Source organism: Micromonospora sp. SL4-19 (genome assembly GCF_047921475.1).
In the GTDB taxonomy this organism is placed as follows: domain Bacteria; phylum Actinomycetota; class Actinomycetes; order Mycobacteriales; family Micromonosporaceae; genus Micromonospora.
The window spans coordinates 56113-80525 of sequence record NZ_JBLROB010000003.1 but is presented as its reverse complement, the minus strand read 5'-3'; the positions used below and the strand labels follow the sequence as shown (position 1 = coordinate 80525).

Below are 24413 nucleotides of genomic sequence, written 5' to 3'. Positions count from 1 at the left end.
CCATGGTGGGCCTGGGCAGCCGGCGACGGCGCTCAGCGATCGGCGAGGAACGCCAGCGCCCGGTCCCAGGTCAGCGCCGCCGCCGACGCGTCGTGGTCGGGTACGCCGGGGTCGGTGAAGAGGTGCCCGGGGCCCGGATAGCGGTGCACGGACACGTCGGCACCGGCGGCGGTCATCGCCCGCAGCCACTCGTCCACCTCGGCCTGCGGCTCGTACTCGTCGGGGTCGGCGAGGTGCAGCTGCACCGGCAGCCCGGGCCGGACCGAATCCGGGGCGCCACCGGTGCCGTGCAGCAGCAGCAGTGCCGCGGCCCCGGGCCGCTCGGCGAGCAGCGCCCCGGCCACCCCGGCGCCCATCGAGAAGCCGGCCAGCACCGCCTCGCCGGGCAGCTCGCGCGCCGCCGCTCGGGCCCGGTCGAGCACGACGTCCCGGCCGACCTTGTCGAGCAGCGCGAAGCCCTCCTCGACGGTGTCCACAGCCGGTTGCCCGTAGAGGTCGGGGGTGGTCACCTGATGCCCGGCAGCCCGCAACCGGTCGGCGGCGGCCAGCACGGCGGGCCGCAGCCCGTAGACGGAGTGCAGGAGCAGGATGTGTGCCATTGGGCCATCCTGCTGCACCCCGCCGACCGGAGAGCTCGGGCGCGCCGGCTCAGCCTCGGGCGATGGTGCGGCTACGGCCGCGGAACTCGGCGACCACCTCGTCGTCCCGCCAGACGGTGACGTCGTAGATGCCGCTGCGGCCGTAGCGGACCCGCTCGGTGGCCCGGGCCTCCAGCAGGTCGCCCTCACGGACCGGACGCAGGAAGCTGATCTCGCCGCCGGCGGCCACGGTGGCCGGGCCGTGACTGTTGCAGGCCAGCGCGAACGCGGTGTCGGCGAGCAGGAAGACGAAACCGCCATGGCCGATGGCGTGGCCGTTGAGCATGGCCGCGGTGACCCGCATCCGGGCCACCGCCGCGCCGGCGCCGGCCGAGACCAGCTCGATGCCGAGCCCCTTGGATGCCACGTCGGCGTCGAACATCTCGTGGGCCGCGGTGCGGCCGCCGCGGTCCGCCACGTCAGTGCCCCCGCCGCTGGTCCACGATCCGCCGCATCTTTCCCATCGACCTTTCCACTCCGTCCGGCTCGATGACCTGCACCGCCACGCTGACGCCGATGGTGTTCTTGACCTGCGCGACCAGGGCCGCCCCGGCCCGCTCCGCCTCGTCGGCGGCCACCCCGGCCCGCCGCTCCACCTTGACGGTGAGGGTGTCCATCCGGCCCTGCCGGTCCAACACGCACTGGAAGTGCGGCGACAACTCGGGCGTACGCAGGATCAGCTCCTCGATCTGGGTGGGAAAGACGTTCACCCCGCGGACGATCATCATGTCGTCGGTCCGGCCGGTGATCTTCTCGATCCGCCGCATCGTCCGGGCGGTGCCCGGCAGCAACCGGGTCAGGTCACGGGTGCGGTAGCGGACCACCGGCATGGCCTCCTTGGTGAGCGAGGTGAGCACCAGCTCACCCCGTTCGCCGTCGGGCAGCACCTCGCCGGTGACCGGATCGATGATCTCCGGGTAGAAGTGGTCCTCCCACAGGTGCAGGCCGTCCTTGGTCTCCACGCACTCGACGGCCACCCCGGGACCCATCACCTCGGACAGCCCGTAGATGTCCACCGCGTGCATGTCGAGGCGCCGCTCCACCTCGCGGCGCATGTCCTCGGTCCACGGCTCGGCGCCGAAGATGCCGACCTTCAGCGAGGTCGACGTCGGGTCGACGCCCTGGCGTTCCAGCTCGTCGACGATGGCCAGCATGTAGCTGGGGGTGACCATGATGACGTCCGGCTCGAAGTCGCGGATCAGCATCACCTGCCGCTCGGTCATGCCGCCGGAGACCGGGATGACCGTGCAGCCCAGTTCCTCGGCGCCGTAGTGGGCGCCGAGGCCGCCGGTGAAGAGGCCGTAGCCGTACGCGACATGGACCCGGTCGCCGGGGCGGCCGCCGGCGGCCCGGATGGAGCGGGCCATCAGCTTCGCCCAGGTGGCCAGGTCGTCCCTGGTGTAGCCGACCACCGTGGGGCGGCCGGTGGTGCCGGAGGAGGCGTGCAGCCGGGCGACCCGCTCCCGGGGCACGGCGAACATCCCGAACGGGTAGTTCTCCCGCAGCTCGGCCTTGCCGGTGAACGGGAAGCGGGCCAGGTCGGCCAGCTCGCGCAGGTCGTCCGGGTGGACGCCCGCCGCCTCGAAGGCGCGGCGGTAGTGCGGCACGTTGTCGTACGCGTGCCGCAGCGACCAGCGCAGCCGGTCCAGTTGCAGCGCCCGCAGCTCGTCCACGGACGCCCGCTCGACGGGTTCCAGCTCCTCAGGACGAGGGGCGCGCTCCTGCACGGTTACCTCCTGGGCGACGTCCCCGACGCCGCGTCGGGCCGGGCGATGCCGCACACCGTACGCCCGTACCGCTGGTCCTGCCAGGTCAGGGCATCGCGTCGCCGGGTCGCCACCATCGGCCCGGCCGCCGACGGGTTATCCTCGGCGCAGACCGGCGGTGGGGCCCGCCGTCCCGGCCCGCACCGGGAGAACCGCGACACCGTCGCCAACGGTCCCTGCCAGTGATGCCCGTCCTGGTAGGGAGGCACCGTGACACCACCACCCGACCTCCCCGTCGACCCCGACGTCGACCTGCACGTCCCCGCCGACCGAGGGGAGCTGACCAGGCACCCGGCAGCGGTGCTCGCGGCAATCGCCGCCGGCGGCGTGCTCGGCGCGCTGGCCCGGGCCGGCCTCCAGGCGTCCTTCCCCCACCCGCCCACCGGTTTCCCGTGGGCCACCTTCGGCATCAACGTCGCCGGCAGCCTGCTGATCGGCGTGCTGATGGCGGTGATCACCGCCCGCCCGGCCGGCCCGCTGGTCCGCCCGTTCCTCGGCGTCGGCGTGCTCGGCGGCTTCACGACCTTCTCCACGTACGCCGTGGAGGTGCACCGGGCGGTGCTGGCCGGGGCGCCGGGGACGGCGTTGGCGTACCTGGCGGCGACCCTGGTCGGGGCGCTGCTGGCGGTGTGGACCGGGGACACAGTGGCCGCCCGGCTGCTGGCCCGGGCCGGTGGGGCGACCCGGTGACGGTCCTGCTGATCGCGGTCGGGGCCGCGCTGGGGGCGCCACTGCGCTACCTCACCGACCGGGCGGTGCAGGCCCGGCACGACTCCGTCTTCCCCTGGGGCACCCTGGCCGTCAACGTTGCCGGATCGCTGCTGCTCGGCGCGGTGATCGCGATCCCGGCCACCCCGGCGGCGACCGCGCTGGTCGGCACCGGCTTCTGCGGCGCACTGACCACCTGGTCCACGCTCAGCTACGAGACGCTGCGGCTGGCTCGCGAGGGCGCCCGCCGGCATGCGCTGGCGAACGTGCTGGTCAGCCTGGTCGCCGGGCTGGCCGCGGCGTCCCTGGGGTATGTGCTCGCCCGCGCGGTCACCGGCTGACCGCTACCGGCGGCACCACCGCGCCTCACCCGACGGCGCCACGTACCCCGTCTCCCGGGCCAGGTGCGCGGCCCGGTCGTCCATCCGAGCCGCCTCCGCCGCATCCCCGGACACCTGGGCGGCGCGGGCGAGGACGCGGGCGGCCCGGATCTCGATCGGCCGGTAGCCGGCCTGGGCCGCCAGGGCTGACGCGGCACGGCCGTGCTCCCGGGCCGCGGCCGGTTCCCCGGCGGCCAGCCGGGCCGCGGCGAGGCCGGCCAGCGCGGTCGCCTCGCCCCAGCAGAACCGCGTCCGCCGCGCCAGCTCCAGAGCCCGGCGGTGCTCCTGCGCGGCCTCGGCCGGTCGATCACGTGCCAGCAGGACCCGGCCGAGCGCGTCCAGCGCCCACGCCTCGGTACCGGTGTCACCGATCTCCCGGGTGAGCGCCACCGCCCGCTCCGCGTCCGGGTGGGCCGCCTCCGCCCGGCCCGTCGCACACCAGAGCACCGCCCGGCCGGCGAGGGCGGTCGCTTCGCCGTACCGGTAGCCGAGGTCGCGGTTGGCGGCGACCGCCCGGGTGTACAGCTCCTCGGCCGCGTGGTGGTCGCCGAGATCCCGGCATACGTTCGCCAGGTCGACCAGGAGGACGGCCACGTTGTACCGCGCCCCGGCGTGCTCGCCCCGCTCCAGCGCCGCCTGGACGTGTTCGTACGCCTCGGCCAGCGCCCCCAGCTGCCAGTACGCGAAACCGAGGTTGGCCAGGGACATCGCCTCCCCGCCCTCGTTGCCAAGCTGCCGGTTGAGCTCCAGCGAGCGGCGGGCGCAGGCGATCGCCGCCTGCGGATCGCCCAGGCGCTGGTGCACCGCGCTGAGGTTGTTCAGCATCCCGGTGCGCCCCTCCGGCCAGCCGTCCCCGGCGTCGATGCGCAGCCCGTCGAGCAGGTGCCGGCGGGCGTCCTCGTACTGTCCGCTGGTGACCTGGACCAGGGCGATGCTCTGATGCATGGCGGCCTGCGCCCGGGGGTCGTCCTCGGCCCGGGCGGCCGCCAGCGCGACCGTCGCCGCCGCCAGCCACTCCGCGCGCCGTCCCCGCTGGTGGAAGTAGGCCCGCAGCGCGTCGGTGAGCTGCCAGGCGTAGCGGCGGGGGCCCTGCCGGGCAGCCTGCTCCACCGCCGCGGTGAGGTTCGTCCACTCGGCGTCCAGCCAGGCCTGGGCCGCCTCGGTGGAGCCGAACGGGTCCACCGGTGCCGGACGCGGCAGCCGGACGAAGTGCGGAATGAGCCGGCGGCCCGCCGCGTCCGCGGTGTCCAGGTAGTGGTCGAGAAGGCGCTGTCGGGCCGCGTCCCGCTGCGCGGCGTCCTCCTCGGTGGTGATCCGGTCCACCGCGTACCGGCGCAGCAGGTCGTGGAACCGGTACCGCCCGCCGGCGTGCCGCTCCACCAGATGGGCGGCGGCCAGCGCCCGGAGCAGCCGTTCGGCCGTGGCCGGCGACGTGCCGACGAGCGCGCCCGCCGCATCCTTCGCGAAGCTCGCTCCGGGCACCAGCCCGAGCCGGCGGAACATCCGCCGCTGCTCCGCCGACAGCGCCCGGTACGACAGCGCGAACGCCTTGGTCACCGCCGACTCGTCGGCCCCGTCGATGGTCAGCCCGGCCAGCGGGTCCCCCTCGGCGAGTTCCCGGGCCAGCCCGGCGATCTCCGGCTCACCGGCGGCCTGGAGATTTGCGGCCGCGATCCGCAGCGCCAGCGGGAGGTGCCCGCAGAGCCGGGCAAGCCGCGCCACCGCCTCCGCCTCCGCCCGGACGGAACCGTGCCCGAGCAGGGTGGCCAGCAGGCCGGCCGAGTCCGCCGGGGTGAGCACGTCCAGCGGCAGCGTCCGGGCGCCGGCCCGGACCACCAGTTCGCCGAGCCGGTGCCGGCTGGTGACCAGCACGGTGCCCGCGGACGGGATCAGCGGCAGCACCTGCCCGGCGTCGCGGGCATTGTCCAGCACCAGCAGGATGTCGCGCCCGGCCAGCAGGGAGCGGAACAGCGCCGCCCGGGCGTCCAGCCCGTCGGGAACGGCCCGGGGGTCGACCCCGAGCCCACCCAGCAGGTGGGCGAGCGCGACGCCCGGCGGGACCGGCTCGCGTTCGGCGTCGAAGCCGCGCAGGTCGAGGAAGAGCTGGCCGTCGGGGAACGCGTCGCGCACCCGGTGCGCCCACCACACGGCCAGGGCGGTCTTGCCCACCCCGGCGGTGCCGCTGACCACCCAGATCCGGGTGCCCGTGGACTGTTCGTGCAGGGCCGCGTCGAGCCGGGCCAGGTCGGCGGCCCGACCGGTGAAGCCGGGGATGTCGTAGGGCAGTTCGGCGGGGCGGACCGGGCTCCGCTGGCCGGTGCTGTCGGGCGGGTCCAGCGCCGGGTCGGCCCGGAGGATGAGCTGCTCGAGCCGACGCAGGTCGGGTGCGGGGTCGAGCCCGAACTCGTCGGCGAGCAGGTCGCGGACCCGTCGGTAGGTGGCCAGGGCCTGGTCGGCGCGGCCCTCCCGGTGCAGGGCGAGCATGAGCTGCCCGACCAGCCGCTGGCGGCCCGGATGACGGGCCACCTGATCGGTCAACTCGCCGACCACCTGCCGGGCGTGCCCCAGCCGCAGCAGCGCCTCCGCCCGGTCCTCCACCGCCGTCCACCGGGCCTCCCGCAGCCCGGTGCCGAGCCGGTGGCGCACGTCCTCGTCGGCCACGTCGGCGAGCGGCTCTCCCCGCCACAGCCCCAGCGCCCGGTCGAGGAGGTCGACCGCGGCCTGGTCCCCGGCGGCCCGGGCCCGCGCGGCCAGCGCGGTGAACCGGTGCGCGTCCACCAGGTCGGGATCGACCCGCAGAAGGTAGCCGGCACCACGGCTCACGATCTCGACCGGCGCGTCGAGCCGGCGGAACGCGGCACGCAACCGGGAGACCAGCGCCTGCACCGTGGCCCGGGCGCTGCGCGGCGGAGACTGCGGCCAGACCAGGTCGATCAGCCGGTCCACCGGGATCACCCGGTCCGGCTCCAGCAGCAGCGCCGCGAGGACGAGTCGCGGCTGTTGCCCGCCCACGTCGACGCGGGCCCCGTCGGACCACACCTCCACCGCGCCCAGGATCCGGAACTCCACGACGAACCTCCCCGGTGCGGGAGTATGCCGGTTCGCTGCGGACCGGCTGCAAGCCGGTTGCAAGGCGGCTGCACGGGTGGGTGTGGATCATCGGCGGGCACCGCGGGTGGGCCGCCGCGCGCCGCCCGCCCGCTTCGGGGGCGGCCGGCCCGGACTGGGGAGCCGGGCCGGCCGGCCCGCCGGTCAGCCGGATGCGAGCCGGAGCGATAGCATCGCTCGCCTGCGGACCGGATCACACGGAGGGGAGGGGCTGCCGCCATCGACACCCTCGTGCCTCGACAGCTCGCCGGCCGGGTCTGGTTGTTCCCCGGCGATCCCGACCCGTACGCGATCCGGCCGACCGTGGCGGTCGTCGCCGACGACCGCGGAAGTGTGCTCGTCGACGCGGGGCAGAGCCCCGCCCACGCGCGCGAGATCCAGGCCGGATTGCGCGCCGCCGGCCTGCCGGAGCCCCGCTGGCTGGTCTACACCCACCACCACTGGGACCATGTCTGGGGTGCCTGCGCCTGGCCGGGCGTCGAGATCGTCGGGCACGAGGCCGGCGCCGCACCGCTGCGCGCCGAGGCGGCCCGGCCGTGGAGCCACCGCTACCTGCGCGAGCAGGTACGCGACGATCCCCGACTCGGACCCAGCTTCCGGGCCCGGGCCCTCGCCGTGGACTCCTGGGACGGCTTCGCGGTCCTCCCGCCGGCGCGTACCTTCACCGACGAGCTGATCCTGCCGACCGGCGTGGTCGTCCGGCACGTGGGGGGTCGGCACGCCCCGGACTCGTCGGTGGTGCTGGTGCCGGACTCCGGGGTGCTGCTGCTCGGCGACTGCTGGTACCCGCCCCCGATCCACCTGCGGACACCGTCGGACGAACCCGACCTGGCGATGGCACGCGGCCTGCTCAGCGACGACGTCGAGTGGTACGTGTCCGCCCACGAGGAGCCGACCCGGCTGGCCGAGGCACGCGCCGCACTGGCCGGCTGACCGGCCGTCAGCGGGCGCGGCGCTCCGGGTGAGCCCGGTTCCAGGCCCGCATCCGCTCGGGGTAGCCGGTGCGCGCCGCCTCGTACAGCGGGACCGCATGCCGGTGGGCGATCTTGGCGGCTGCCCGGGGCGAGCCGGTCCGGCGACGGATCCACTCACCGTCGTGGGCGATGGCGACCACGGTGGTGTCCGTGGCCGTCGTCTCCGGCTCCAGATAGAACTCCACTCCGCGCCGGCTGGTCACGAAGGCTTCCAGCGCGGCCAGGTCGTCCCGGGTCGCCTCGCGGTCGAGCTTGGTCGGGGTGGTCGGGTCGGCGGACCGTCGGCTGAACCAGCGCATGCCAGCCTCCTCTCGTCGGGTCCGCCCCAGTGCAGCACCGTTACCTGACAGGTGGCTGGGAGCGCCGTGCGAGGACGCTGGACAGGCGGAGTCAGCGAGCCGGCGGGCGCAGCGCCGGGACCAGGGCGAGGGCGGGCAGCAGCAGGAGCGGCACGAGGCCCAGGGCGTGCAGCGTGCCCAGGTGGTCGCCGAGGAAGCCGAGCAGCGGCGGGCCGCCGAGGAAGGCGGTGTAGCCGATCACGGCGACCACGCTGACCCGGGCCGCCGCGCGGTCCTCGTCGTCGGCCGCGGCGCTCATCCCGACCGGGAAGCCGAGCGAGGCTCCGATCCCCCAGCACGCCACGCCGACCACGGCGAGGGGCCCGGAGCCGGCCAGCACGGCCAGGGCGGCGCCGGCGGCGGCCAGCCCGATGGTGCCGAACAGCACTGGCACCCGCCCCCAGCGGTCGATGGCGACGGTGCCGGCGGTCCGGCCGAGGGTCATGCCGACCACGAAGACGCCGAACACGGCGGCGCCGACCGCCTCGCTGACGCCGTAACCGTCGACGAACGCCACCGCCAGCCAGTCGTTGGCGCTGCCCTCGGTGAACGCCATCACCAGCACCAGCAGGCCGATGAGCAGGGTGCGCGGCTCCCGCCAGGTGGCCAGCAGCGCCCGCCGCCGGGCCGCCGGGTCCGCCGTACCCTCCGCCTCCGCGGGGGCCGGCAGGAACGCGCGGGCGCCGAGCAGCGTGCCGACCAGGACCACGGCCGCGAGCACGGGCAGGTGCACCCCGACCGGTACGCCCAGCCGGGCCGCCCCGGCGCCGATCCCGGCCCCGGCCACCGAGCCGAGGCTCCACGCCGCGTGGAACCGGGGCAGGATGGTCCGGCCGAGGCGCTTCTCCACCGCCGCGCCCTCGACGTTCATCGCCACGTCGCAGGTGCCCGAGCCGTAGCCGAAGGCGAACAGCCCCGCCGCGACGCCGACCAGCGAGCCGGCCAGGCTGGCGGCGAGACCGGCGACGGTGATGCCGAACGAGACGAACAGGACCGCCGCTACCACCGTGCGGGCCGGCCCGAGCCGCTGGGTGACCAGCCCGGCGGTGGGCATCGCCAGCAACGCGCCGGCCGACATGGCCAGCAGCAGCAGGCCGAGCCGCCCGGCGCTGAGCCCGAGCGCCTCGCGGGCCGCGGGCACCCGGGAGAACCAGGTGCCGACCGCGAGCCCGTTGAGGGCGAACACGACCGCCACTCCGGTCCGGGCGGCCAGGACCGCCCGCGGCACCGCGTGCCGGTCGACGGCCGCATCGATGGTGCTGCTCACTGTTGTGTCTTCCTCTCCCGTGGCGGCCCGACGACCATCGCACACCTGAGAGCGCTACCACCACAACCGCTTCCCACGCCATACCGCGCGCGGCCCGGACCGGGCATGATGCCGGAAGGGGCCGGCATGCGGGGAGGACGACATGGGTACGCCGACGACACGCCCGGCCACCCTCGACGACGTGGCCCGGGCGGCCGGCGTGTCGCGGGCCACCGCCTCCCGGGTGCTGGGCGGCTACGGGTTCGCCTCGCCGGCCGCCCGGGACCGGGTCACCGCCGCCGCCGACCACCTCGGTTACGTGCCGAACACCGCCGCCCGCGCGCTGGTCCGCGGCGCCGGAGTACGGCTGGTGGTCGCCGTCTCCGGCGCGGACGCCACGGTCCTCGACGACCCGTACGTGGATCGGGTGGTGTCCGCGGCGGCCCGGGTGTGCGGGCCGCTGGGGGTCGGCGTGGCCCTGGAGTGGCTCTCGCTGGCCGCCCCGACCGGCCTGCGCCGGCTGGGCGAGGACCGGAGCGTCTGCGGAGTGCTGCTGGTCAACACCACCGCGGCGGTGCTCGCCGCGGTACCTGCCGGGCTGCGCGGGCGGGTCGCCTCGATCGGCACCGGCTCGCCCGTCGTCCCCTCCTTCGACGTGGACAACGCCGCCGGCGCCGACGCGGTGCTGCGCCACCTCTACGCCGGGGGCCGCCGTCGGATCGCCATGGTCACCGGGTTGCGCTGGCTCGCCTGCGCCGAGCGGTCGGTGACCGCGTACCAGGCGCTGATGCGGGCCGCCGGGCTGCCGGTGCGCCTGGTGACCGGCGACTTCACGGCCGAGCGGGGCGGCCGGGCGGCGCTGGAGGTCCTCACCCGCTGGCCGGACACCGACGCGATCTACGCGGCGAGCGACGCCAGCGCGCTGGGCGCGATCGCCGCGCTGCGCGGGCGCGGATTCCAGGTGCCGCACGACGTGGCGGTCGCCGGCTTCGACGACATCCCGTACGCCGCGGTCAGCAGCCCGACCCTGACCACCGCCACCCACCCGGTCGGCCCGATCGCCACGGCGGCGGCCACGGCCGTGCTGCAGGGGCGTCGGGTGCCGCCGGTCACCGCGTTCCCCTCGACCCTGGTCACCCGGGAAAGCGCCTGACCGGGCGGTTGGGCGGCCGGGAGCCGGGTATGCGCCGGCCGACCCACCCACGACAGAGGGGCGATCAGAGGTGACCGAGCCGGCGCCGCCACACCGGCAGCCCGAGGAGGGGCACCGGCACGGCCGGCTGGCCACCCGCCCGGTCGCCGTGGCCACGCCCGGCCCGCCCGGGCTGACGTCGATCCTCGACCCGGAGGGCGGGACGCCGGCGCTGCGGTACGTCCCGACCGACGGCGCCGGGCCGTACCGGCTGGTGGTGCTGCTGCACGGCGCCGGCGGCTCGGCCCGGCAGGGGCTGGACCTGTTGCTGCCCCTCGCCGACGCGCACCGGCTGCTGCTGCTCGCCCCGCAGGCCGACGCGAGCAGCTGGGACCTGATCGCCGAGGGGTACGGCCCGGACGTACGCCGGATCGATTCGCTGCTTGGTGCGGCGTTCGGGGCGTACCCGGTGGCCGGGGTGGCGCTCGGCGGCTTCTCCGACGGCGCGTCGTACGCCCTCTCCCTGGGCCTGACCAACGGCGACCTGGTCGACGCGGTGCTGGCCTTCTCCCCCGGTTTCGCCGCGCCCCTGGTCAGCCACGGCCGGCCGCGCGTCTTCGTCTCGCACGGCACCGACGACCGGGTGCTGCCGGTGGACGTGTGCAGCCGGCGGCTGGTCCCCCGCCTGCACACCCTCGGCTACCCGGTGGAGTACGCGGAGTTCGCCGGCGGCCACGAGGTGCCGGCATCGATCCGACAGCGCGCGGTGGACTGGCTGGCCGGCGGACGGGATCAGTAAGCCGGCCCGGCGACCGCCGCGTCGACCCGGCTGAGCACCGACGCGTCGTCGTCGACGCCGACGCCGCGCAGCAGGTCGATCGCGGTGGCCCGGACCTGCCCGATGATCATCGCGAGCGGCAGGGTCTGGCCCGGGGTGAAGAGCCGTCCGGCGGCCCGCACCGCCTCCAGCGCGGCCACGTCCGCCCGCTCGGCGTGCGTGTCGGCGATCCGGTCCTGCCCGTTGAGGTCGGCGGCGAGCGCGTCCCCGGCCGAGCGGACCGCCTCGGCCAGGGTACGGACGGCGGCGCCCAGGTCGGGCGGCACCGGCACCGGGCCCCGGGTGAGGGTGACCGCGGCGCGGGCCAGCACCCGGATGTTGCGGACCGCGTAGTCGATCTGCCGGATCGAGCCCTCCACCGAACGCAGCCGCCCGAGGTGCTCGCGGCGGCGCAGGTTGAGCCGGAGCGCCTCGCCCGCGGCCTGCACCGCGCCGCGCAGCCGCTCCACCCCGGCGTCGGCCTGCCGCGCGCGTTCCAGCGCGGCCAGGGCCGCCTCGTCGTCGCCCTCGTCCAGCGCCGCGGCGATCTCGTCGAGCACCCCGGCCAGCTCCTCGAAGGTGTGCCGGAACTCGGTGACCAGCGGGGCCAGCGGCCGGCGGGCGTCGACGAGCTGGCTCGCCACGACCGCCACCGCGCCGCCGATCAGCGCGTCGACGAACCGGAACGGGACCAGCGTCTCGGTCGGCGGCGCGACCACCACCAGATAGAGCGCGGAGACGGCGGCCTGCACGACGGTGACCGAGCTGGCCCCGACCGCCACCGCGAGGGCCACGGTGAGGAGGATGACCGTGAAGACCGTCCAGGTGGTACGCGGCCCGAGCGCCTGCACGACCAGGTCGGCGACGAGCACGCCGGCGGCCACCCCGAGCACCACCTCGACCGCCCGGCGCATCCGCTGGCCACGGGCCTGGCCGAGCACGATCAGCGCGGCGGCCGGGGCGAAGAACGGCTGCGGGTGGCCGACCAGCCGGGTGGCGAGGACCCAGGCGACGGTGGCCGCGAGGGTCGCCTCCACCACCGGCAACCAGCCCCGACGCAGCCGCCCGACGGCCTCCCGGGCGACTGCTCCGGGTCGCGGCGCGGCGTCAGAGCCGCCGCGCCGGAGTGGCCGGGACCTGTCCCACCGCGCCATCGTCGCCTCCCGTCGCCCGCCCGGACCCCACCATGGTGCGCCGCGGCCCGCCGCACGGCAGCGGCCGGGGTCACCCTCCGGGAAACCGCTGCTCGTCGTGGCGGCGTGGTGCGATCAGGTGGGGTGCCGGGCGTACTCGGGGGAGGACAGGAAGCGGGCGAGCACGTCCGCGGTGCCCGGGGTGTACGGCCGGCTGTCCAGCACCTCAGCAGGGGCGGTGAAGACGAGCGCGGCGCCCTCGCCGAGCACCACGTCCTCCTGTCGGGCGGTGGTCGTGCCGCAGAAGTAGTGCTTGACCCGGCCGGCCTCCGGGATCTCCTGCTTGGTGAAGAACCGCAGCGGGCCGTCCGGGCGCAGCCCGGTCTCCTCCCACAACTCACGCAACGCCGTCTCCTCGATCGTCTCCCCCGGCTCCCAGTGCCCGCCGGGCAGGCACCACACGTTCGGGTGGTACGTCGCGTACTCGTCGCGGAGCTGGAGCAGCAGCCGACCGGCACGGTCGACCAGCAGGACACAGGCGATCGGATGCATCCGGTCAACCTAGTACTGCCCTGGCCGGGCTGGCTGCCCCCACCGTCCGGGTCGGCGCGCGACGAGCAGCGGCACCCGGATCGCCCGCCGACTGCTCGGCCTTCCCGATCACTCCGGGCGGGCCGACCACTCCGCGTAGTCGGTGAGGACGGCGTCGAGCATGTGACGGGCTTCCGCGGCGCGGACCGGGTCGGGGTTGCCGAGCGTGATCAGGGCCTTCCAGAGCACCCAGCCCCGCCCCCGGGACCAGGTCGCGTCGTCCACGCCGAGCGCGGCCCGGAACGCCGCCCGGCTCGGACCGGACAGCAGCGTCCAGGCGATGGCCAGATCACAGGCCGGATCGCCCATCCCGCAGCAGCCGAAGTCGATGACCGCGACGAGCCGGCCGTCCCGCACCAGCAGGTTTCCCCAGGCGACGTCGCCGTGGAACCAGACCGGCGGACCCGTCCAGGTGGACCGCAACGCCACGGCCCAGATCTCGGCGACGGTGTCGGTGGGGATCCGGTCACCGAGCGACTCGATCGCCCGTCGGGTCTCTCCGTCGTAGGTGGCCAGCGGAGCGCCCCGGAAGGCGCTGTGCGCACCGGCGAGCGGACCGTTCACCGGCTCGCTGCGGTGTAGCGCCGTGAGGAAGCCGGCGAGGGTGGTGGCGAACCGGATCGGATCGCCGATCCGCTCCGGGGTGGCGGTCTCGCCCTCGATCCAGCGCCGGACCGACCACGGGAACGGGTAGCCCTCGCCGGGTTCTCCCCGGCCCAGCGGGCTCGGCACCGCCAGCGGCAGCCGTGGCGCGAGGACCGGCAGCCAGCGGTCCTCCTTCGCCACCTGCGGCACGTACCCCTCGGCGCTGGGCAGGCGCACGGTCAGCTCGTCGCCCAGGTGGAAGGTGCGGTTGTCCCAGCCGTCGACCGCGACCGGCCGGACCGGCAGGTCGGCCCAGCGCGGGAACTGCGCGGCGATCAGCCGGCGGACCAGCGCCACGTCGATCGGGGGGACGGCGGGCCGTACCGGCACCGTGCCCGGAGCCTCGTCCTGTCGCGTCATTCCGGCCAGCCTTGCCGGCGGCACCCACCGCGGCAACCGATTTCGGCGGCCCCCGGCACATGACCGTCGATGGTTGCACCGCGCCACGGACCCCTCTACCCTCTCGGTGGGAGCGCTCCCGAAGCGGTGTCGCGTCGAACTGTCCGGGCGAGTTCGCGACGGCACGGCCGTCATCCACCACCACCCACCAGAGGGGACGATCCCGCATGACCTCGATTTCGCGCCCGCCCCGGCGCTCACTCCTCGCGGCAGGCGCCGTCGGCGTGCTCGCCCTGGCCGCGGCAGCCCTGCTGCCGTCGACGAACGCCATGGCCGCGACCGGCTGTGCCGTCACCTACACCACCAACTCCTGGCAGGGCGGTTTCACCGCCAACATCACCATCCAGAACCTGGGCGACCCGGTGAACGCCTGGACCCTCGGGTTCACCTTCCCGGACGCCGGGCAGAAGGTGGTCCAGGGCTGGTCGGCGACCTACCAGCAGAGTGGCAAAGCGGTCACCGCCAAGAACCTGGACTACAACGGTTCCCTCGCCACCGGGGCGAGCACCACGATCGGCTTCAACGGCTCGTGGACCGCCGCCAACCCGTCCCCGACCTCGTTCACCCTCAACGGCACGACCTGCACCGGCGGCACCACGCCGCCGACCAGCGCGCCGCCGACCACCGCTCCCCCGCCGACCACGCCCCCGCCGACGACCACGCCGCCGCCGACCGGCACCACCCCCGCGGCCATCAATGGCCAGCTCCGCGTCTGCGGGGTCAACCTCTGCAACCAGTACGGCAAGCCGATCCAGCTGCGCGGCATGAGCACCCACGGGTTGCAGTGGTTCGCCAACTGCTACAACGACGCCTCGCTCGACGCGCTCGCCAACGACTGGCAGGCCGACCTGCTGCGGATCTCCATGTACGTGCAGGAGCAGGGTTACGAGACCAACCCGACCGGGTTCACCAACCAGGTCAACAACCTGGTGGACAAGGCGACGGCCCGCGGCATGTACGCGCTGATCGACTTCCACACCCTCACGCCCGGCGACCCGATGTACAACCTGGACCGGGCCAAGACCTTCTTCGCCGCGGTCTCGGCCCGCAACGCCGGCAAGAAGAACGTGATCTACGAGATCACCAACGAGCCGAACGGCGTCAGCTGGTCCACCATCAAGAACTACGCCGAGCAGGTCATCCCGGTCATCCGGGCCAACCACCCGGACGCCGTCGTCCTCGTCGGCACCCGCGGCTGGTCGTCCCTGGGCGTCTCCGAGGGCGGCAACTCCGACGAGGTCGCCAACAACCCGGTCCGGGCCAGCAACATCATGTACACGTTCCACTTCTACGCCGCGTCGCACAAGGACAGCTACCGGAACGAGGTGCAGCGGGCCGCGAGCCGGATCCCGCTGTTCGTCACCGAGTTCGGCACGGTGACCTACACCGGTGACGGGGCGGTCGACACGGCCAGCAGCAACGCCTGGCTCGACCTGCTCGACCGACTGAAGATCAGCTACGCGAACTGGACGTACTCCGACGCGAACGAGGGCAGCGCCGCCTTCCGGCCGGGCACCTGCGCCGGCGGCCAGTACGCCGGCACCGCGAACCTGACCGCGTCGGGGAACTACCTGCGCAGCCGCATCCGTACCCCGGACAACTTCCCCACCAGCTGACCGCCGGGTCCGGCGGCGGCCTGGTGCGGGCCGCCGCCGGACGTGGACCGGTCAGGGATAGCTGACCAGGTTCACCGGGACGGTGCTGGTGCCCTGCGCCGCGGCGCCGGTGTCGTTGATGACATGGGTGATCGACCCGTTGCCGCCCAACGAGACGGTGAGCAGGTCGTGGAACCGGACGCCGGCCGCGTTCGGCGCCTCGAACCCGTGGTAGGCGGCGATGGTCGGGTCGACGTTGAAGTAGCAGTAGCTGCCCATCCCCCATCCCTCGAACGAGGTGACCGTGTTCGCCACCTTGAAGGCGGCGTAGCCGACCATCCCGCCGTTCATCCAGGCGCCCGCGTTGGGTGGGTCGTACGGCAACTCGTTCTGGAAGAAGATGGTCCGGCCGTTGCTGCCGTTCCAGACCACCTCGTACTTCTGGTAATGCTCGACGAACAGGCCGAGGGCGGTGACGTAGTTCCCGTTGACGATCAGGCCGGTGTCGGCCGTGTTGACGGTCCAGCCCACCCCGGTGCCGTGGTCGGCCCGCCAGGCCCAGATGTGGTCGATCAGCGTGTCGTGCTGGTTGACGATCAGGCTGGTGGTGGCCTTGCCCGCGCCGGCACCGCCGATCCGGAAGAAGACGTCCTGGACGGAGGTGGGGTTGGCGGTGTGGCGGGCGGTCGCGCCGCTGGGCCCGACCTGGAGCAGGACCGGCGAGTTGACCGGCCCGGCGTCGAAGAGCATCCCGGCCAGCCGGACTCCGTCGACGTCGGCCACCGACATGGCGGTGACGCCGTTCTGCGGGACCAGCGTCGGGAAGCCGATGCCGAGGACCACGGTGCCCGGCCGGTTCACCGTGATGGCCTGGGTGACCTGGTAGACCCCGGGGGTGAACAGCAGGTTCAGGCCCTGCGCCAGGGCGGCGTTGATGGTGGCGGTGGAGTCGCCGGGGCGCGCCACGTAGAACTGGCTCAGCGGGATGGAGCTGCCGGGGGTGGCGCCGCCCAGCCAGGACGCCCCGGAGGCGTTCGTCCGGGTCGACGGGACGAAGACCTGGTAGGCGCCGGCCGCGTCGAGGTAGAGGTACGGCACGTCCCGGCTGACCGGGGTCTGGGCGAGGGTGGTGTAGGGCGGGTTGGGGAAGCTGGTGGCCGGCGCACCCGCGACGCCGGACTGGACCATGTTCCACACCGCGTTCTGGTAGCCCCCGACATTGCTGTCCCGGGTGTACCACTGCTGCTGCGAGTACGGCTGCACGGTGCCGGTGACCCGGCTGTCGGCGATGTACCCGCCGCTGGCCCAGCCGTAGCCGTTGGGGGCCAGGTTCAGGTTCCCCTGGATGTCCATCCGGCGGAACGGTGCGGCCTGGGAGACGGCCCACCGGGTGAATCCGGCGGACGGGAAGACCTCCATGTTGGACGCGGAGCGCCAGAAGTTCTGGGTGGCGTTGCCGTTGAACCACCCGGCGTCCACGGTGACGTCGCCGTGGATGCGGACGTCGTCGGGGTTCCGGCCGAGACCAATGATCGAGGTGTAGAAGCCGATCTGCGCGTTGATCCCGGTGTAGTCCCCGGGCTTGAACATCAGCGCGTACCGCTGCGTGCCGAACTGGTTCGACTCCTGGGTCCGGAAGACGGTGTCGAGCTGGCTCTGGATGGTGGCGCTGGACATCGACGGGTCGAAGGTGATCACGTTGGGCCCGAGCGACCCGCCTCCCGGAATGCCCCCGCCTCCTCCGGTGGTGTTCACGGCGAACTCCCAGAGTGAGTAGCCGTACCCGGTGGCCCGCGCGGTGCCGTACATGCGCACGTAGCGGCCGCTGCCGGTCACGGTGAGGGTCTCGGTGCCACCGATGCCCGTGGTGGTGGAGTAGACGGTGGCCCAGCTGGTGCCGTCGGTCGAGGTCTGGATCTGGTACGCCCGCGCGTACGCGGCCTCCCAGGTCAGCACGACCCGGCAGAGGGCCTGGACGCTGCCCAGGTCGACCCGCAGCCACTGCGGGTCGCTGGCGGCGCTGGACCAGCGGGTGCCCGGGTTGCCGTCGACCGCCGCGGTGGCGGGCGTGCCCGCGTTCTCGGTGGAGGAGGCGGTCGCGGGCCGGCCCTGCGCGGCGTTGGTCGCGGTGTCGCACCCGGTGCCCCCGCCGGTGCTGCCGTAGACCTGGAACTCCCACAACGAGTAGCCGTACCCGGTGGCCCGCGCGGTGCCGTACATGCGCACGTACCTGCCGGTGCCACTGACGGTCAGGTCGACGGTGCCGCCGGCGCCCGCCGTGGTGGACCAGAGCGTGGTCCAGGTGGTGCCGTCGGTCGAGGTCTGGATCTGGTACGCCCGGGCGTACGCGGCCTCCCAGGTCAGCACGACCCGGGAGACGGTGGCGGTGGCGCCGAGGTCCACCTGAAGCCACTGTGGATCGCTGAAGGCGCTGGACCAGCGGCTGCCGGTGTTGCCGTCGGTGGCGTTCGCCGCCGCGGTTCCGGCGTTCTCCACCGACGACGCGGTCGTCGGCCGGCCCTGCGAGAGCAGCGGGTCGGCCGCGCGGGCCGTGGACGGCGGGGCGACCAGCGCGGTCGCCGCGAGCAGCGACGCCAGGGCGGCGAGCAGCCGCCGCGCCGGGCTCCGGGGTGGGCTGAGGTGCCGTGGGACCGGTGACATGGGCCTCTCCGTGGGGGTCGGGAGCCGGGATGGCGTACGGGCTCCGCGGTGTTGCGGACCCCCGCCCGGTCGGCTGGAGATTCCCCGACGCAGTGGCACCTGTCAATGCCTTAGGCTACTCTTCCCGCCTTTTTTCGCGTCTTGTGAAAAGACGAAGAACAACCCTCTGAGCTGTCACTTCCGCCCACCCCGGAAGGCGCCGGCCACGGCGCCCGGTCGGTCAGCCCTGCCGGGCCTTCTGCCGGCGGTCCGCCTTGTTGATCACGTAGAGCTTGCCCCGACGGCGTACCACGATCGAGTTCACCTTCCGCTTCAGCCCGCGGAGGGAGCTGCGCACCTTCATTCCGGGTCACCCCCGTTCGCGCCGGTCCTCGGTTGTCCGCTCCGCGTACCCGACGACGGCACGCCCATGCGTCGGCGAGCCGGTCCCTGGCGACTTCGCCTCGATTCGGCCGAGCCGGCTCAGCCGACCGTCGATCATCTCGTACGCGGTGTCACAGTGCTCGAGGACGTCGTGGTCGTGGGTGACCATGACCACGGCGACCAAGCGCTGTTTCGCCTCGCCGGCGAGCAGTCGCACCACGTCGTGGCCGCAGTCCCGGTCGAAGGCCGCGGTGGGTTCGTCGACGAGCAGCACGTCGGGTTCGGTGACCAGCGCACGCGCGATGCCCACCCGCTGGCGCTCCCCACCGGAGAGCTGGTGCGGGCGTCGGTCGGCCCGGTCCGCCAGGCCGACCTCGGCGAGCAGTTCCAGGGGATCCCGGCGCGCCCGACGGCGACAGGAGGCGAACTGCAGCGGCAGCCGCACCTGGTCGCGGGCGGTCAGGGCGGGCAGCAGGTTGCCGGACTGGAAGACGAACCCGACGTGCTCGCGGCGCAGCGCGGCCCGGACCCGCTGGCTGTCCACCGTCAGGTCGTGACCGGCGACCAGGACCGTCCCGGAGGTCGGGCGGGTCAGGCCGCCCGCGACGGCGAGCAGGCTCGACTTTCCGGCACCGGACGGACCCACGACGGCGGCGAGTTCACCGGGCGCGACGGCCAGGCTGACCTCGTCGAGCGCCCGGACCACGTCGGGGTGGTCCCCGTGCCGCAGGGACACGTCGCGCAGGAGCAGTCCGGGCGGTGCCGGATCGGCGTCCAGGGCGACAGCGGTATCGCCGGCCGGCGTCCCGCCGGACGGAGGGGGTGTCGTGCTCACCGATTGCCTCCAGGGTGTTCGCGGGGTTGACGGAGACCGATTCGGGCCACGGCGAGCGCGGCGCCGACCGGCTCAGCCCGAACGCGGCAGCGATGACGGCCTGCCGGCAACCAGGTCGGCAGCCCGACCGGGGCCGACGCGGCGCCGCCGGACGCCGTTGCGGAAGGCGTCCGGCGGCACCGGCCGTCAGGCGACCGCGCAGGCGGCGCCGTTGAGCGTGAACGAGGTGGGTTTTCCGGTGTTGCCGGTGTGGTTGGCCTGGAAGCCGATGTTGACCGACGCGTTGGGCGGGATGGTCGCGTTGTAGGCGACGTTGCGGGCGGTCACCGTGCCGCTGGACGGTGCGTACGTGGCGTTCCAGCCGTTGGTGATGGTCTGCCCGCCCGGCAGGGTGAACACGAGGCTCCAGCCGTTGACCGCCACGGTGCCGGTGTTGGTGATGGTCACCGACGTGGTCAGCCCGGTGTTCCAGGCGTTGACGTCGTACCCGACGCGGCATCCGCCGGACGGCGGCGGCGTCGTGGGCGGCGCGGTAGTGGGCGGCGGGCTGCTCGGCGGCGTGCCGGTGTCCAGGCCGAAGAAGCGGATCGCCTGGGCTGCGTCGACCGGGAGGTTGTGCGACACCCCCTGCATGCTGATCGCCTCGACCGGCGCGGTGCCACCACTACTGCCGTAGCGGGTGCGGGTGTAGCCCGACTGTGGGCTGTCGGTGTAGGTCGGGGTCTGGCTCAACCCGTTCAGGTTGGTCCACTGCTTGATCTCTTCGCCGAAGTTCGGGTAGCGCAGGGTCTCGTCGTTGGTGCCGTGCCACAGCTGCATCCGCGGCCGCCTGCCGGTGTGTCCCGGGTACGCGTTGCGGACCAGGTCGCCCCACTGCTGGGCGGTCTTGACGATCTGGCCGTTGGCGCACTCGCTGTTCCACTCCGCACCGTTGGTGGTGGCGAAACAGCCGAACGGCACGCCGGCGAACGCCGCCCCGGCGCTGAACACGTCGGGGTAGAGGCCCAGCATGACGTTGGTCATCATGGCCCCGGACGAGATGCCGGTGGCGAAGATGCGGCTCGGGTCGACGGCGTAGCGCTGCCGGACGTAGTTGACCATCGACATGATGCCCACCGGATCACTGCCGCCGTCGCGGCGCAGCGCCTGCGGCGAGGAGACGTCGAAGCACTGACTGCTCCGGGTGACCGACGGGTAGACCACGATGTAGCCGTACCGGTCGGCCAGGGACGCGAACTGGGTGCCGGAGTACATCGCCGGCCCCGAGCCGGTGCAGTAGTGGATCGCCACCACCAGCGCCGGCTGGGGCGCGACGCGGTCCGGTACGTACAGGTACATCCGCAGGTTGCTCGGGTTCGCGCCGAAGTTCGTCACCTCGGTCAGGGCGGCCGCCGAGGCGGGAGCCGCGGCGGTGACCGCTCCCACGGCGGCCAACCCGGCGGCGAGCAGGGCCGCGCCGAGCAGATTGATCCTTCTTTTGAGCATGCGATCTCCTCAGGTGGTGGGGACGCCGCACAGGTGCAGGTGCGCAAGCGGCGTGCTCGCCGGCGAGGCGCCATCGCGGGCGGCCCGGACCCTCGGAGACGAGATAGACAACCGCCTATCAGGCGGTTGGAGTGCAGTTTACGAGCCGCGAGCGCATTCCAACAACCGGCGTCCATCTTGCGGACCGGTTTGCGGGACCACTATCGGGTCGCGCGCCGGCGCACCTGGTCGAGCATCTCGTCGACGGAGCCGGCCGGGTCGGTCACCGGGAACTGCACCGCCCGCACCACCGACTCCGGATCGACCAGCAGGGTCAGCCGCTTGAACCGCACAGCCCCACCGGCCCGGAAGGTCGGCAGCAGCAGGCCGGCGGCGAGCCGACCGTCCTCGTCGGACAGCAGCGGATACGGCAGCCGAGCATGCTCGGCGAAGGCGCACAACTGGTCCTGGCGCTGGGTGCTCACACCACGCACCTCCGCACCGGCGGCGCGAAAGTGGTCGTGCCGGTCGGCGTACGTCCGGGACTCGAGGGTGCACCCGGCGGCGCCGGGGATCTCCCCCCAGGTCGGCGGAAGGCCCTGGCTGCCCGGCGCGAACGCCCCCGGGAAGAGGTAGAGGACGGTCCACCGGCCGGGCGCGGCCGGCGGTTCCTCGCCGCCGTCGTGCCGGCGCAGCACCAGCTCCGGCACGCGGCGACCGACCAGCCGGTGAACCCGGCGCGTCTCGGCGGAGTCGGCGTCGGCGGTGGCGGTCAGCGCGCCGTCGCCCATCACGTGCCGGGTGCCCCAGTCCTGCAACGCGACCAGGACCGGCAGCAGGGCCTCTCCCTTGCCGGTCAGCAGGTAGTCGTGGCGCGGCGGGTGCACGGAGTACGGCCGGCGGTGCAGCACCCCGTGCTCGACCAGGCCGGCGAGCCGCTCGGTGAGGGCCCGCCGGCTGACGCCCAGCTCCCGCTGCATCGCGTCGAAGCGGGTGGTGCCGCCGGCGATCTCGCGAACGATCAGGAAGGTCCACCAGTCGCCGAGCACGCCGAGCGCCTGGGCGATGCCGCAGTCGGCGTCGCCGAGGTCCGCGCGCCTCACATCCCACCTCCCGCTCGACCGGCCGACTCGACTATAGTCCGTTTCAGTTTGGAACTCACTGGCTCGGATCGGGGGTTGGCGGCATGTCCGTCAGGCAGGGGGCCGGGGTGTTCTGGCGCTGGTGGACCGCCGGCACGACCAGCTCGGTGGGGTCGGCGGTCGGCGCGGTGGCGCTGCCGCTGACCGCGCTGACCGTGCTGGACGCGTCCGCGTTCGAGATGGGGCTGATCGCCGCCGCGAGCTACGTGGCCTGGCTGGTGGTCGGGCTGCCCGCCGGGGTGATCGTGCAACGGCTGCCGCTGCGCGGCGCCCAGGTCGGTGCGGACCTGGCCCGCGCGGCGGCCGTGGCGTCCGTCCCGCTGGCCTGGTGGTGGGGCTGGCTGACCGTCGCCCAACTGGTCGTGGTCGCGCTGGTGGTCAGCTTCGCCAACGTGCTCTTCGACGTCGCCAACGCCACCTTCCTGCCGGCCATCGTCAGCCGGGAGCAGCTGCACGCCCGCAACAGCCTCACCTCGGCCACCCATGCCGGCACCCAGCTCAGCGGCCCGACCTTCGGCGGCCTGGCGGTGCAGGCCCTCGGCGCGGTGCCGACGGTGCTGGTCGACGCGGCCAGCTACCTGGTCTCCGCCGCGCTCCTGTGGTCCCTGCCGGCGCGCCGGGTGGACGTCCCGGACCGCTGGCCACCGGTACGCGCGATGATCGCCGAGGGCTGGCGGTACGTCACCCGCCACCCGGTGATGGGCCCGACGATGTGGACGGCCACGGCGGTGAACTTCGTCTGCGGGGCGCAGCTCGCGGTCTACCCGCTCTACCTGGTCCGGGAGCTGCACGCCCCGGCCGCGCTGGTCGGTGTGCTGCTCGCGGTCGAGGGGGTCGGGTCACTGGTGGGCGCGGCCCTGACTCCGTGGATCACCGGGCGGTGGGGCACCGCCCGCTCCGTCGTGGTCGGCTGCCTGGTCGCGGTCGGCGGCGCGGTCCTGGTGCCGGTGGGTGCCGGCTGGCCGGCCTACCTGGCGTTCGCCGCCGGCAACGTGATCTTCGCCGGGGGCGTGGTGGTGCTCAGCGTGACCACCCGCACCTACCGGCAGACCGCGAGCCCGCCCGACCTGCTCTCCCGGGTGATGGCCACCGTCCGCTTCGTCTCGTGGGGAGCGATCCCGGTCGGCGGGGTGGTCGCCGGCGCGCTGGCCGGTCTGGCCGGGGCGCGGACCACCCTGTTCGTGTTCGCCGCGGCATCGGTGCTGGCGCCCCTCGCCCTGTTCCTCTCCCCCGTACGCGGGCTGCGCGACCTCACCGACCTGCGGATCGGCGACCCGGCCGAGCCGCGCCACGTCGCGCCGATCGGCTGACGATCAGCCCCGACCAGGGGGTGAGCACGCGGGCGGCGGCATTGCGGGTCGCCAGGCCGATCCGGGTACGGGGCACGAGCAGCCCGGCCACATAGCGGGCGGCCCGCCGTTTCGGCTCGGTGCGGCGGCGGTGCACCGCCTCGTAGCGGCGGAACGCCGCGCCGTGCTCGCCGCCCGACAGCGCCTCGGCGAGGGTGTGCGCACCGGCGACGGCGAGGCTGGAGCCCTCGCCGAAGAGCGAGACGCAGGAGGCGGCGTCACCCACGAGCACGATCCGTCCCCGCGACCAGCAGGGCAGGTGCACCCGGCTCACGCTGTCGAAGTAGAGGTCGGCGGCGGCGCGCACCCGGTCGAGCAGTTCCGGCACCCGCCAGCCCCGCTCACCCTGGTACGCCTCGACGACGAGCCGCTTGTGCCGCGCGAGGTCGCGGTGGTCGAAGCCGTCGACCATCGGACCCCGGAAGATGAACGCTGCCATGGCGTCGCCCCGGGCCGGGTGCACCGAGGCGAGCCGTCCCGGCGTGTTGTACAGCAGCACGTCCTGCGGGTCTTCGGCGGGCCCGCCCAGCGGCAGGCCGGCCACCCACACGCCGAGATGGCGGACGTACTCCGCCTCTGACCCGAAGGCGAGGCGGCGCACCGTCGAGTGCAGGCCGTCCGCCCCGACGACCAGGTCGAAGCGACGCGGCCCGCCCCGGGCGAAGGTCACGTCGGCCCCGCCCGCGTCCTCGGTCAACCCAGTGATCGTGTCGTCATACCGGAACTCGACCTCGTCGGCGGCGGCCCGGTGCAGGATCGCGGCCAGGTCGGCGCGGGGGATCTCCAGCTCGGTGCGGCCGGCGGGGCGGTTGCCGCCCATCGGGAACCGGGCGACGGTCGCCCCGGCGGCGTTCACCAACCGCGCGCCGGTCACCGAGGTGGTGGCCGCGCGTAGGCGCTTCAGCAGCCCCATCGCCTCGACCACCGGGAGGGCGGGTCCGCGCACGTCGACCGGCGCGCCGCTGGACCGTTGACCGGCGGCGCGTTCCACGACGGTCGGTCGGAATCCGTGCCGGGCGAGCCACCAGGCGAGCGTGTTGCCCGCGATGCCGCCACCGGAGATGAGCACCGTCCGCATGCGAACGACGCTACTGGCATTCACTGCCACTTTGCAATGACTGCCATTCGG

The 24413-nt window shown here is 74.2% G+C and carries 22 protein-coding genes; 7 read left to right on the top strand and 15 right to left on the bottom strand.

The window, feature by feature from the left end; translation table 11 throughout:
- Window positions 1–32: 32 nt before the first annotated feature.
- Genes ACNAVT_RS06320 through paaK form a run of 3 tightly spaced genes read right to left on the bottom strand, consistent with a single transcriptional unit; the run spans window position 33 to window position 2365 of the window.
- The gene (locus ACNAVT_RS06320) at window positions 33–599 is read right to left on the bottom strand and encodes a dienelactone hydrolase family protein (protein WP_416293723.1); all 567 of its coding nucleotides are present in this window, start codon (window positions 597–599) and stop codon (window positions 33–35) included.
- A 49-nt stretch (window positions 600–648) separates the two neighbouring features.
- Entirely contained in the window at window positions 649–1020 is a 372-nt protein-coding gene (gene paaI / locus ACNAVT_RS06315) for a hydroxyphenylacetyl-CoA thioesterase PaaI (protein WP_416294181.1), read from the bottom strand.
- 37 nt (window positions 1021–1057) lie between these two features.
- Window positions 1058–2365 (bottom strand): phenylacetate--CoA ligase PaaK, encoded by a 1308-nt coding sequence (gene paaK / locus ACNAVT_RS06310; RefSeq protein ID WP_416293721.1) that lies wholly within the window; start codon window positions 2363–2365, stop codon window positions 1058–1060.
- Between the two features lie 249 nt (window positions 2366–2614).
- Here paaK and ACNAVT_RS06305 point away from each other — a divergent pair, with 249 nt between their 5' ends.
- On the top strand, window positions 2615–3094 hold the full coding sequence (locus ACNAVT_RS06305; RefSeq protein ID WP_416293719.1) for a FluC/FEX family fluoride channel: 480 nt from the start codon (window positions 2615–2617) through the stop codon (window positions 3092–3094).
- Window positions 3091–3453: a fluoride efflux transporter CrcB gene (gene crcB, locus ACNAVT_RS06300; RefSeq protein WP_416293717.1), complete on the top strand. Its 363-nt coding sequence runs from the start codon at window positions 3091–3093 to the stop codon at window positions 3451–3453. The genes ACNAVT_RS06305 and crcB overlap by 4 nt, the downstream gene beginning before the upstream one ends.
- Window positions 3454–3456: 3 nt before the next feature.
- On the opposite strand, the gene ACNAVT_RS06295 is transcribed toward crcB, so the two are convergent.
- Entirely contained in the window at window positions 3457–6561 is a 3105-nt protein-coding gene (locus ACNAVT_RS06295) for a BTAD domain-containing putative transcriptional regulator (RefSeq protein ID WP_416293716.1), read from the bottom strand.
- 270 nt (window positions 6562–6831) lie between these two features.
- Between ACNAVT_RS06295 and ACNAVT_RS06290 the strand changes: the two genes are divergently transcribed.
- Window positions 6832–7533, top strand: coding sequence for an MBL fold metallo-hydrolase (locus tag ACNAVT_RS06290; protein ID WP_416293715.1), 702 nt, complete (start codon window positions 6832–6834; stop codon window positions 7531–7533).
- 7 nt (window positions 7534–7540) lie between these two features.
- Here ACNAVT_RS06290 and ACNAVT_RS06285 read toward each other — a convergent pair whose 3' ends face one another.
- Window positions 7541–7873 (bottom strand): hypothetical protein, encoded by a 333-nt coding sequence (locus ACNAVT_RS06285; protein WP_416293714.1) that lies wholly within the window; start codon window positions 7871–7873, stop codon window positions 7541–7543.
- A gap of 91 nt (window positions 7874–7964) precedes the next feature.
- A complete protein-coding gene (locus ACNAVT_RS06280) occupies window positions 7965–9179 on the bottom strand; it encodes an MFS transporter (protein ID WP_416293712.1) in 1215 nt (404 codons plus the stop codon).
- 142 nt (window positions 9180–9321) lie between these two features.
- On the opposite strand from ACNAVT_RS06280, the gene ACNAVT_RS06275 reads away from it, so the two are divergent.
- Both ACNAVT_RS06275 and ACNAVT_RS06270 read left to right on the top strand, forming a co-directional pair.
- Window positions 9322–10311 carry a LacI family DNA-binding transcriptional regulator gene (locus ACNAVT_RS06275; protein ID WP_416293710.1) on the top strand — a complete coding sequence of 330 codons (990 nt, stop codon included), beginning with the start codon at window positions 9322–9324 and terminating at the stop codon, window positions 10309–10311.
- Window positions 10312–10381: 70 nt separating this feature from the next.
- Window positions 10382–11089 (top strand): alpha/beta hydrolase, encoded by a 708-nt coding sequence (locus ACNAVT_RS06270; RefSeq protein WP_416293709.1) that lies wholly within the window; start codon window positions 10382–10384, stop codon window positions 11087–11089.
- Here the strand turns inward: ACNAVT_RS06270 and ACNAVT_RS06265 are convergent.
- The 3 genes from ACNAVT_RS06265 to ACNAVT_RS06255 form a co-directional block, all read right to left on the bottom strand.
- Window positions 11083–12261, bottom strand: coding sequence for an FUSC family protein (locus tag ACNAVT_RS06265; RefSeq protein WP_416293708.1), 1179 nt, complete (start codon window positions 12259–12261; stop codon window positions 11083–11085). The genes ACNAVT_RS06270 and ACNAVT_RS06265 overlap by 7 nt on opposite strands.
- 114 nt (window positions 12262–12375) lie before the next feature.
- Window positions 12376–12792: an NUDIX hydrolase gene (locus ACNAVT_RS06260; RefSeq protein WP_416293706.1), complete on the bottom strand. Its 417-nt coding sequence runs from the start codon at window positions 12790–12792 to the stop codon at window positions 12376–12378.
- 108 nt (window positions 12793–12900) lie between these two features.
- Entirely contained in the window at window positions 12901–13836 is a 936-nt protein-coding gene (locus ACNAVT_RS06255; RefSeq protein WP_416293705.1) for an aminoglycoside phosphotransferase family protein, read from the bottom strand.
- 206 nt (window positions 13837–14042) lie between these two features.
- On the opposite strand from ACNAVT_RS06255, the gene ACNAVT_RS06250 reads away from it, so the two are divergent.
- Window positions 14043–15491, top strand: coding sequence for a cellulase family glycosylhydrolase (locus tag ACNAVT_RS06250; RefSeq protein WP_416293704.1), 1449 nt, complete (start codon window positions 14043–14045; stop codon window positions 15489–15491).
- A gap of 51 nt (window positions 15492–15542) precedes the next feature.
- On the opposite strand, the gene ACNAVT_RS06245 is transcribed toward ACNAVT_RS06250, so the two are convergent.
- The 5 genes from ACNAVT_RS06245 to ACNAVT_RS06225 form a co-directional block, all read right to left on the bottom strand.
- A complete protein-coding gene (locus tag ACNAVT_RS06245) occupies window positions 15543–18131 on the bottom strand; it encodes a discoidin domain-containing protein (RefSeq protein WP_416293703.1) in 2589 nt (862 codons plus the stop codon).
- 220 nt (window positions 18132–18351) lie between these two features.
- On the bottom strand, window positions 18352–18474 hold the full coding sequence (locus ACNAVT_RS06240; protein ID WP_416293702.1) for a 50S ribosomal protein L36: 123 nt from the start codon (window positions 18472–18474) through the stop codon (window positions 18352–18354).
- Window positions 18475–18480: 6 nt separating this feature from the next.
- Complete coding sequence (locus ACNAVT_RS06235; RefSeq protein WP_416293700.1) at window positions 18481–19329, bottom strand: ABC transporter ATP-binding protein; 849 nt, start codon at window positions 19327–19329, stop codon at window positions 18481–18483.
- 186 nt (window positions 19330–19515) lie between these two features.
- The gene (locus tag ACNAVT_RS06230; RefSeq protein WP_416293698.1) at window positions 19516–20814 is read right to left on the bottom strand and encodes a PHB depolymerase family esterase; all 1299 of its coding nucleotides are present in this window, start codon (window positions 20812–20814) and stop codon (window positions 19516–19518) included.
- Between the two features lie 200 nt (window positions 20815–21014).
- The gene (locus ACNAVT_RS06225; RefSeq protein WP_416293696.1) at window positions 21015–21896 is read right to left on the bottom strand and encodes a winged helix-turn-helix transcriptional regulator; all 882 of its coding nucleotides are present in this window, start codon (window positions 21894–21896) and stop codon (window positions 21015–21017) included.
- Between the two features lie 83 nt (window positions 21897–21979).
- Here ACNAVT_RS06225 and ACNAVT_RS06220 point away from each other — a divergent pair, with 83 nt between their 5' ends.
- On the top strand, window positions 21980–23245 hold the full coding sequence (locus ACNAVT_RS06220) for an MFS transporter (protein WP_416293695.1): 1266 nt from the start codon (window positions 21980–21982) through the stop codon (window positions 23243–23245).
- Here ACNAVT_RS06220 and ACNAVT_RS06215 read toward each other — a convergent pair.
- Window positions 23187–24362: an FAD-dependent monooxygenase gene (locus ACNAVT_RS06215; protein WP_416293693.1), complete on the bottom strand. Its 1176-nt coding sequence runs from the start codon at window positions 24360–24362 to the stop codon at window positions 23187–23189. The genes ACNAVT_RS06220 and ACNAVT_RS06215 overlap by 59 nt on opposite strands.
- Window positions 24363–24413 lie beyond the last annotated feature (51 nt).

Coding starts and splice junctions, on each gene's coding strand:
- ACNAVT_RS06240 (WP_416293702.1), bottom strand. CDS start 18,474: ATGAAGGTGCGCAGCTCCCTCCGCGGGCTGAAGCGGAAGGTGAACTCG.
- ACNAVT_RS06250 (WP_416293704.1), top strand. CDS start 14,043: ATGACCTCGATTTCGCGCCCGCCCCGGCGCTCACTCCTCGCGGCAGGC.
- paaI (WP_416294181.1), bottom strand. CDS start 1,020: ATGTTCGACGCCGACGTGGCATCCAAGGGGCTCGGCATCGAGCTGGTC.
- ACNAVT_RS06285 (WP_416293714.1), bottom strand. CDS start 7,873: ATGCGCTGGTTCAGCCGACGGTCCGCCGACCCGACCACCCCGACCAAG.
- ACNAVT_RS06230 (WP_416293698.1), bottom strand. CDS start 20,814: ATGCTCAAAAGAAGGATCAATCTGCTCGGCGCGGCCCTGCTCGCCGCC.
- ACNAVT_RS06260 (WP_416293706.1), bottom strand. CDS start 12,792: ATGCATCCGATCGCCTGTGTCCTGCTGGTCGACCGTGCCGGTCGGCTG.
- ACNAVT_RS06255 (WP_416293705.1), bottom strand. CDS start 13,836: ATGACGCGACAGGACGAGGCTCCGGGCACGGTGCCGGTACGGCCCGCC.
- ACNAVT_RS06265 (WP_416293708.1), bottom strand. CDS start 12,261: ATGGCGCGGTGGGACAGGTCCCGGCCACTCCGGCGCGGCGGCTCTGAC.
- ACNAVT_RS06245 (WP_416293703.1), bottom strand. CDS start 18,131: ATGTCACCGGTCCCACGGCACCTCAGCCCACCCCGGAGCCCGGCGCGG.
- ACNAVT_RS06275 (WP_416293710.1), top strand. CDS start 9,322: ATGGGTACGCCGACGACACGCCCGGCCACCCTCGACGACGTGGCCCGG.
- ACNAVT_RS06220 (WP_416293695.1), top strand. CDS start 21,980: ATGTCCGTCAGGCAGGGGGCCGGGGTGTTCTGGCGCTGGTGGACCGCC.
- ACNAVT_RS06215 (WP_416293693.1), bottom strand. CDS start 24,362: ATGCGGACGGTGCTCATCTCCGGTGGCGGCATCGCGGGCAACACGCTC.
- ACNAVT_RS06320 (WP_416293723.1), bottom strand. CDS start 599: ATGGCACACATCCTGCTCCTGCACTCCGTCTACGGGCTGCGGCCCGCC.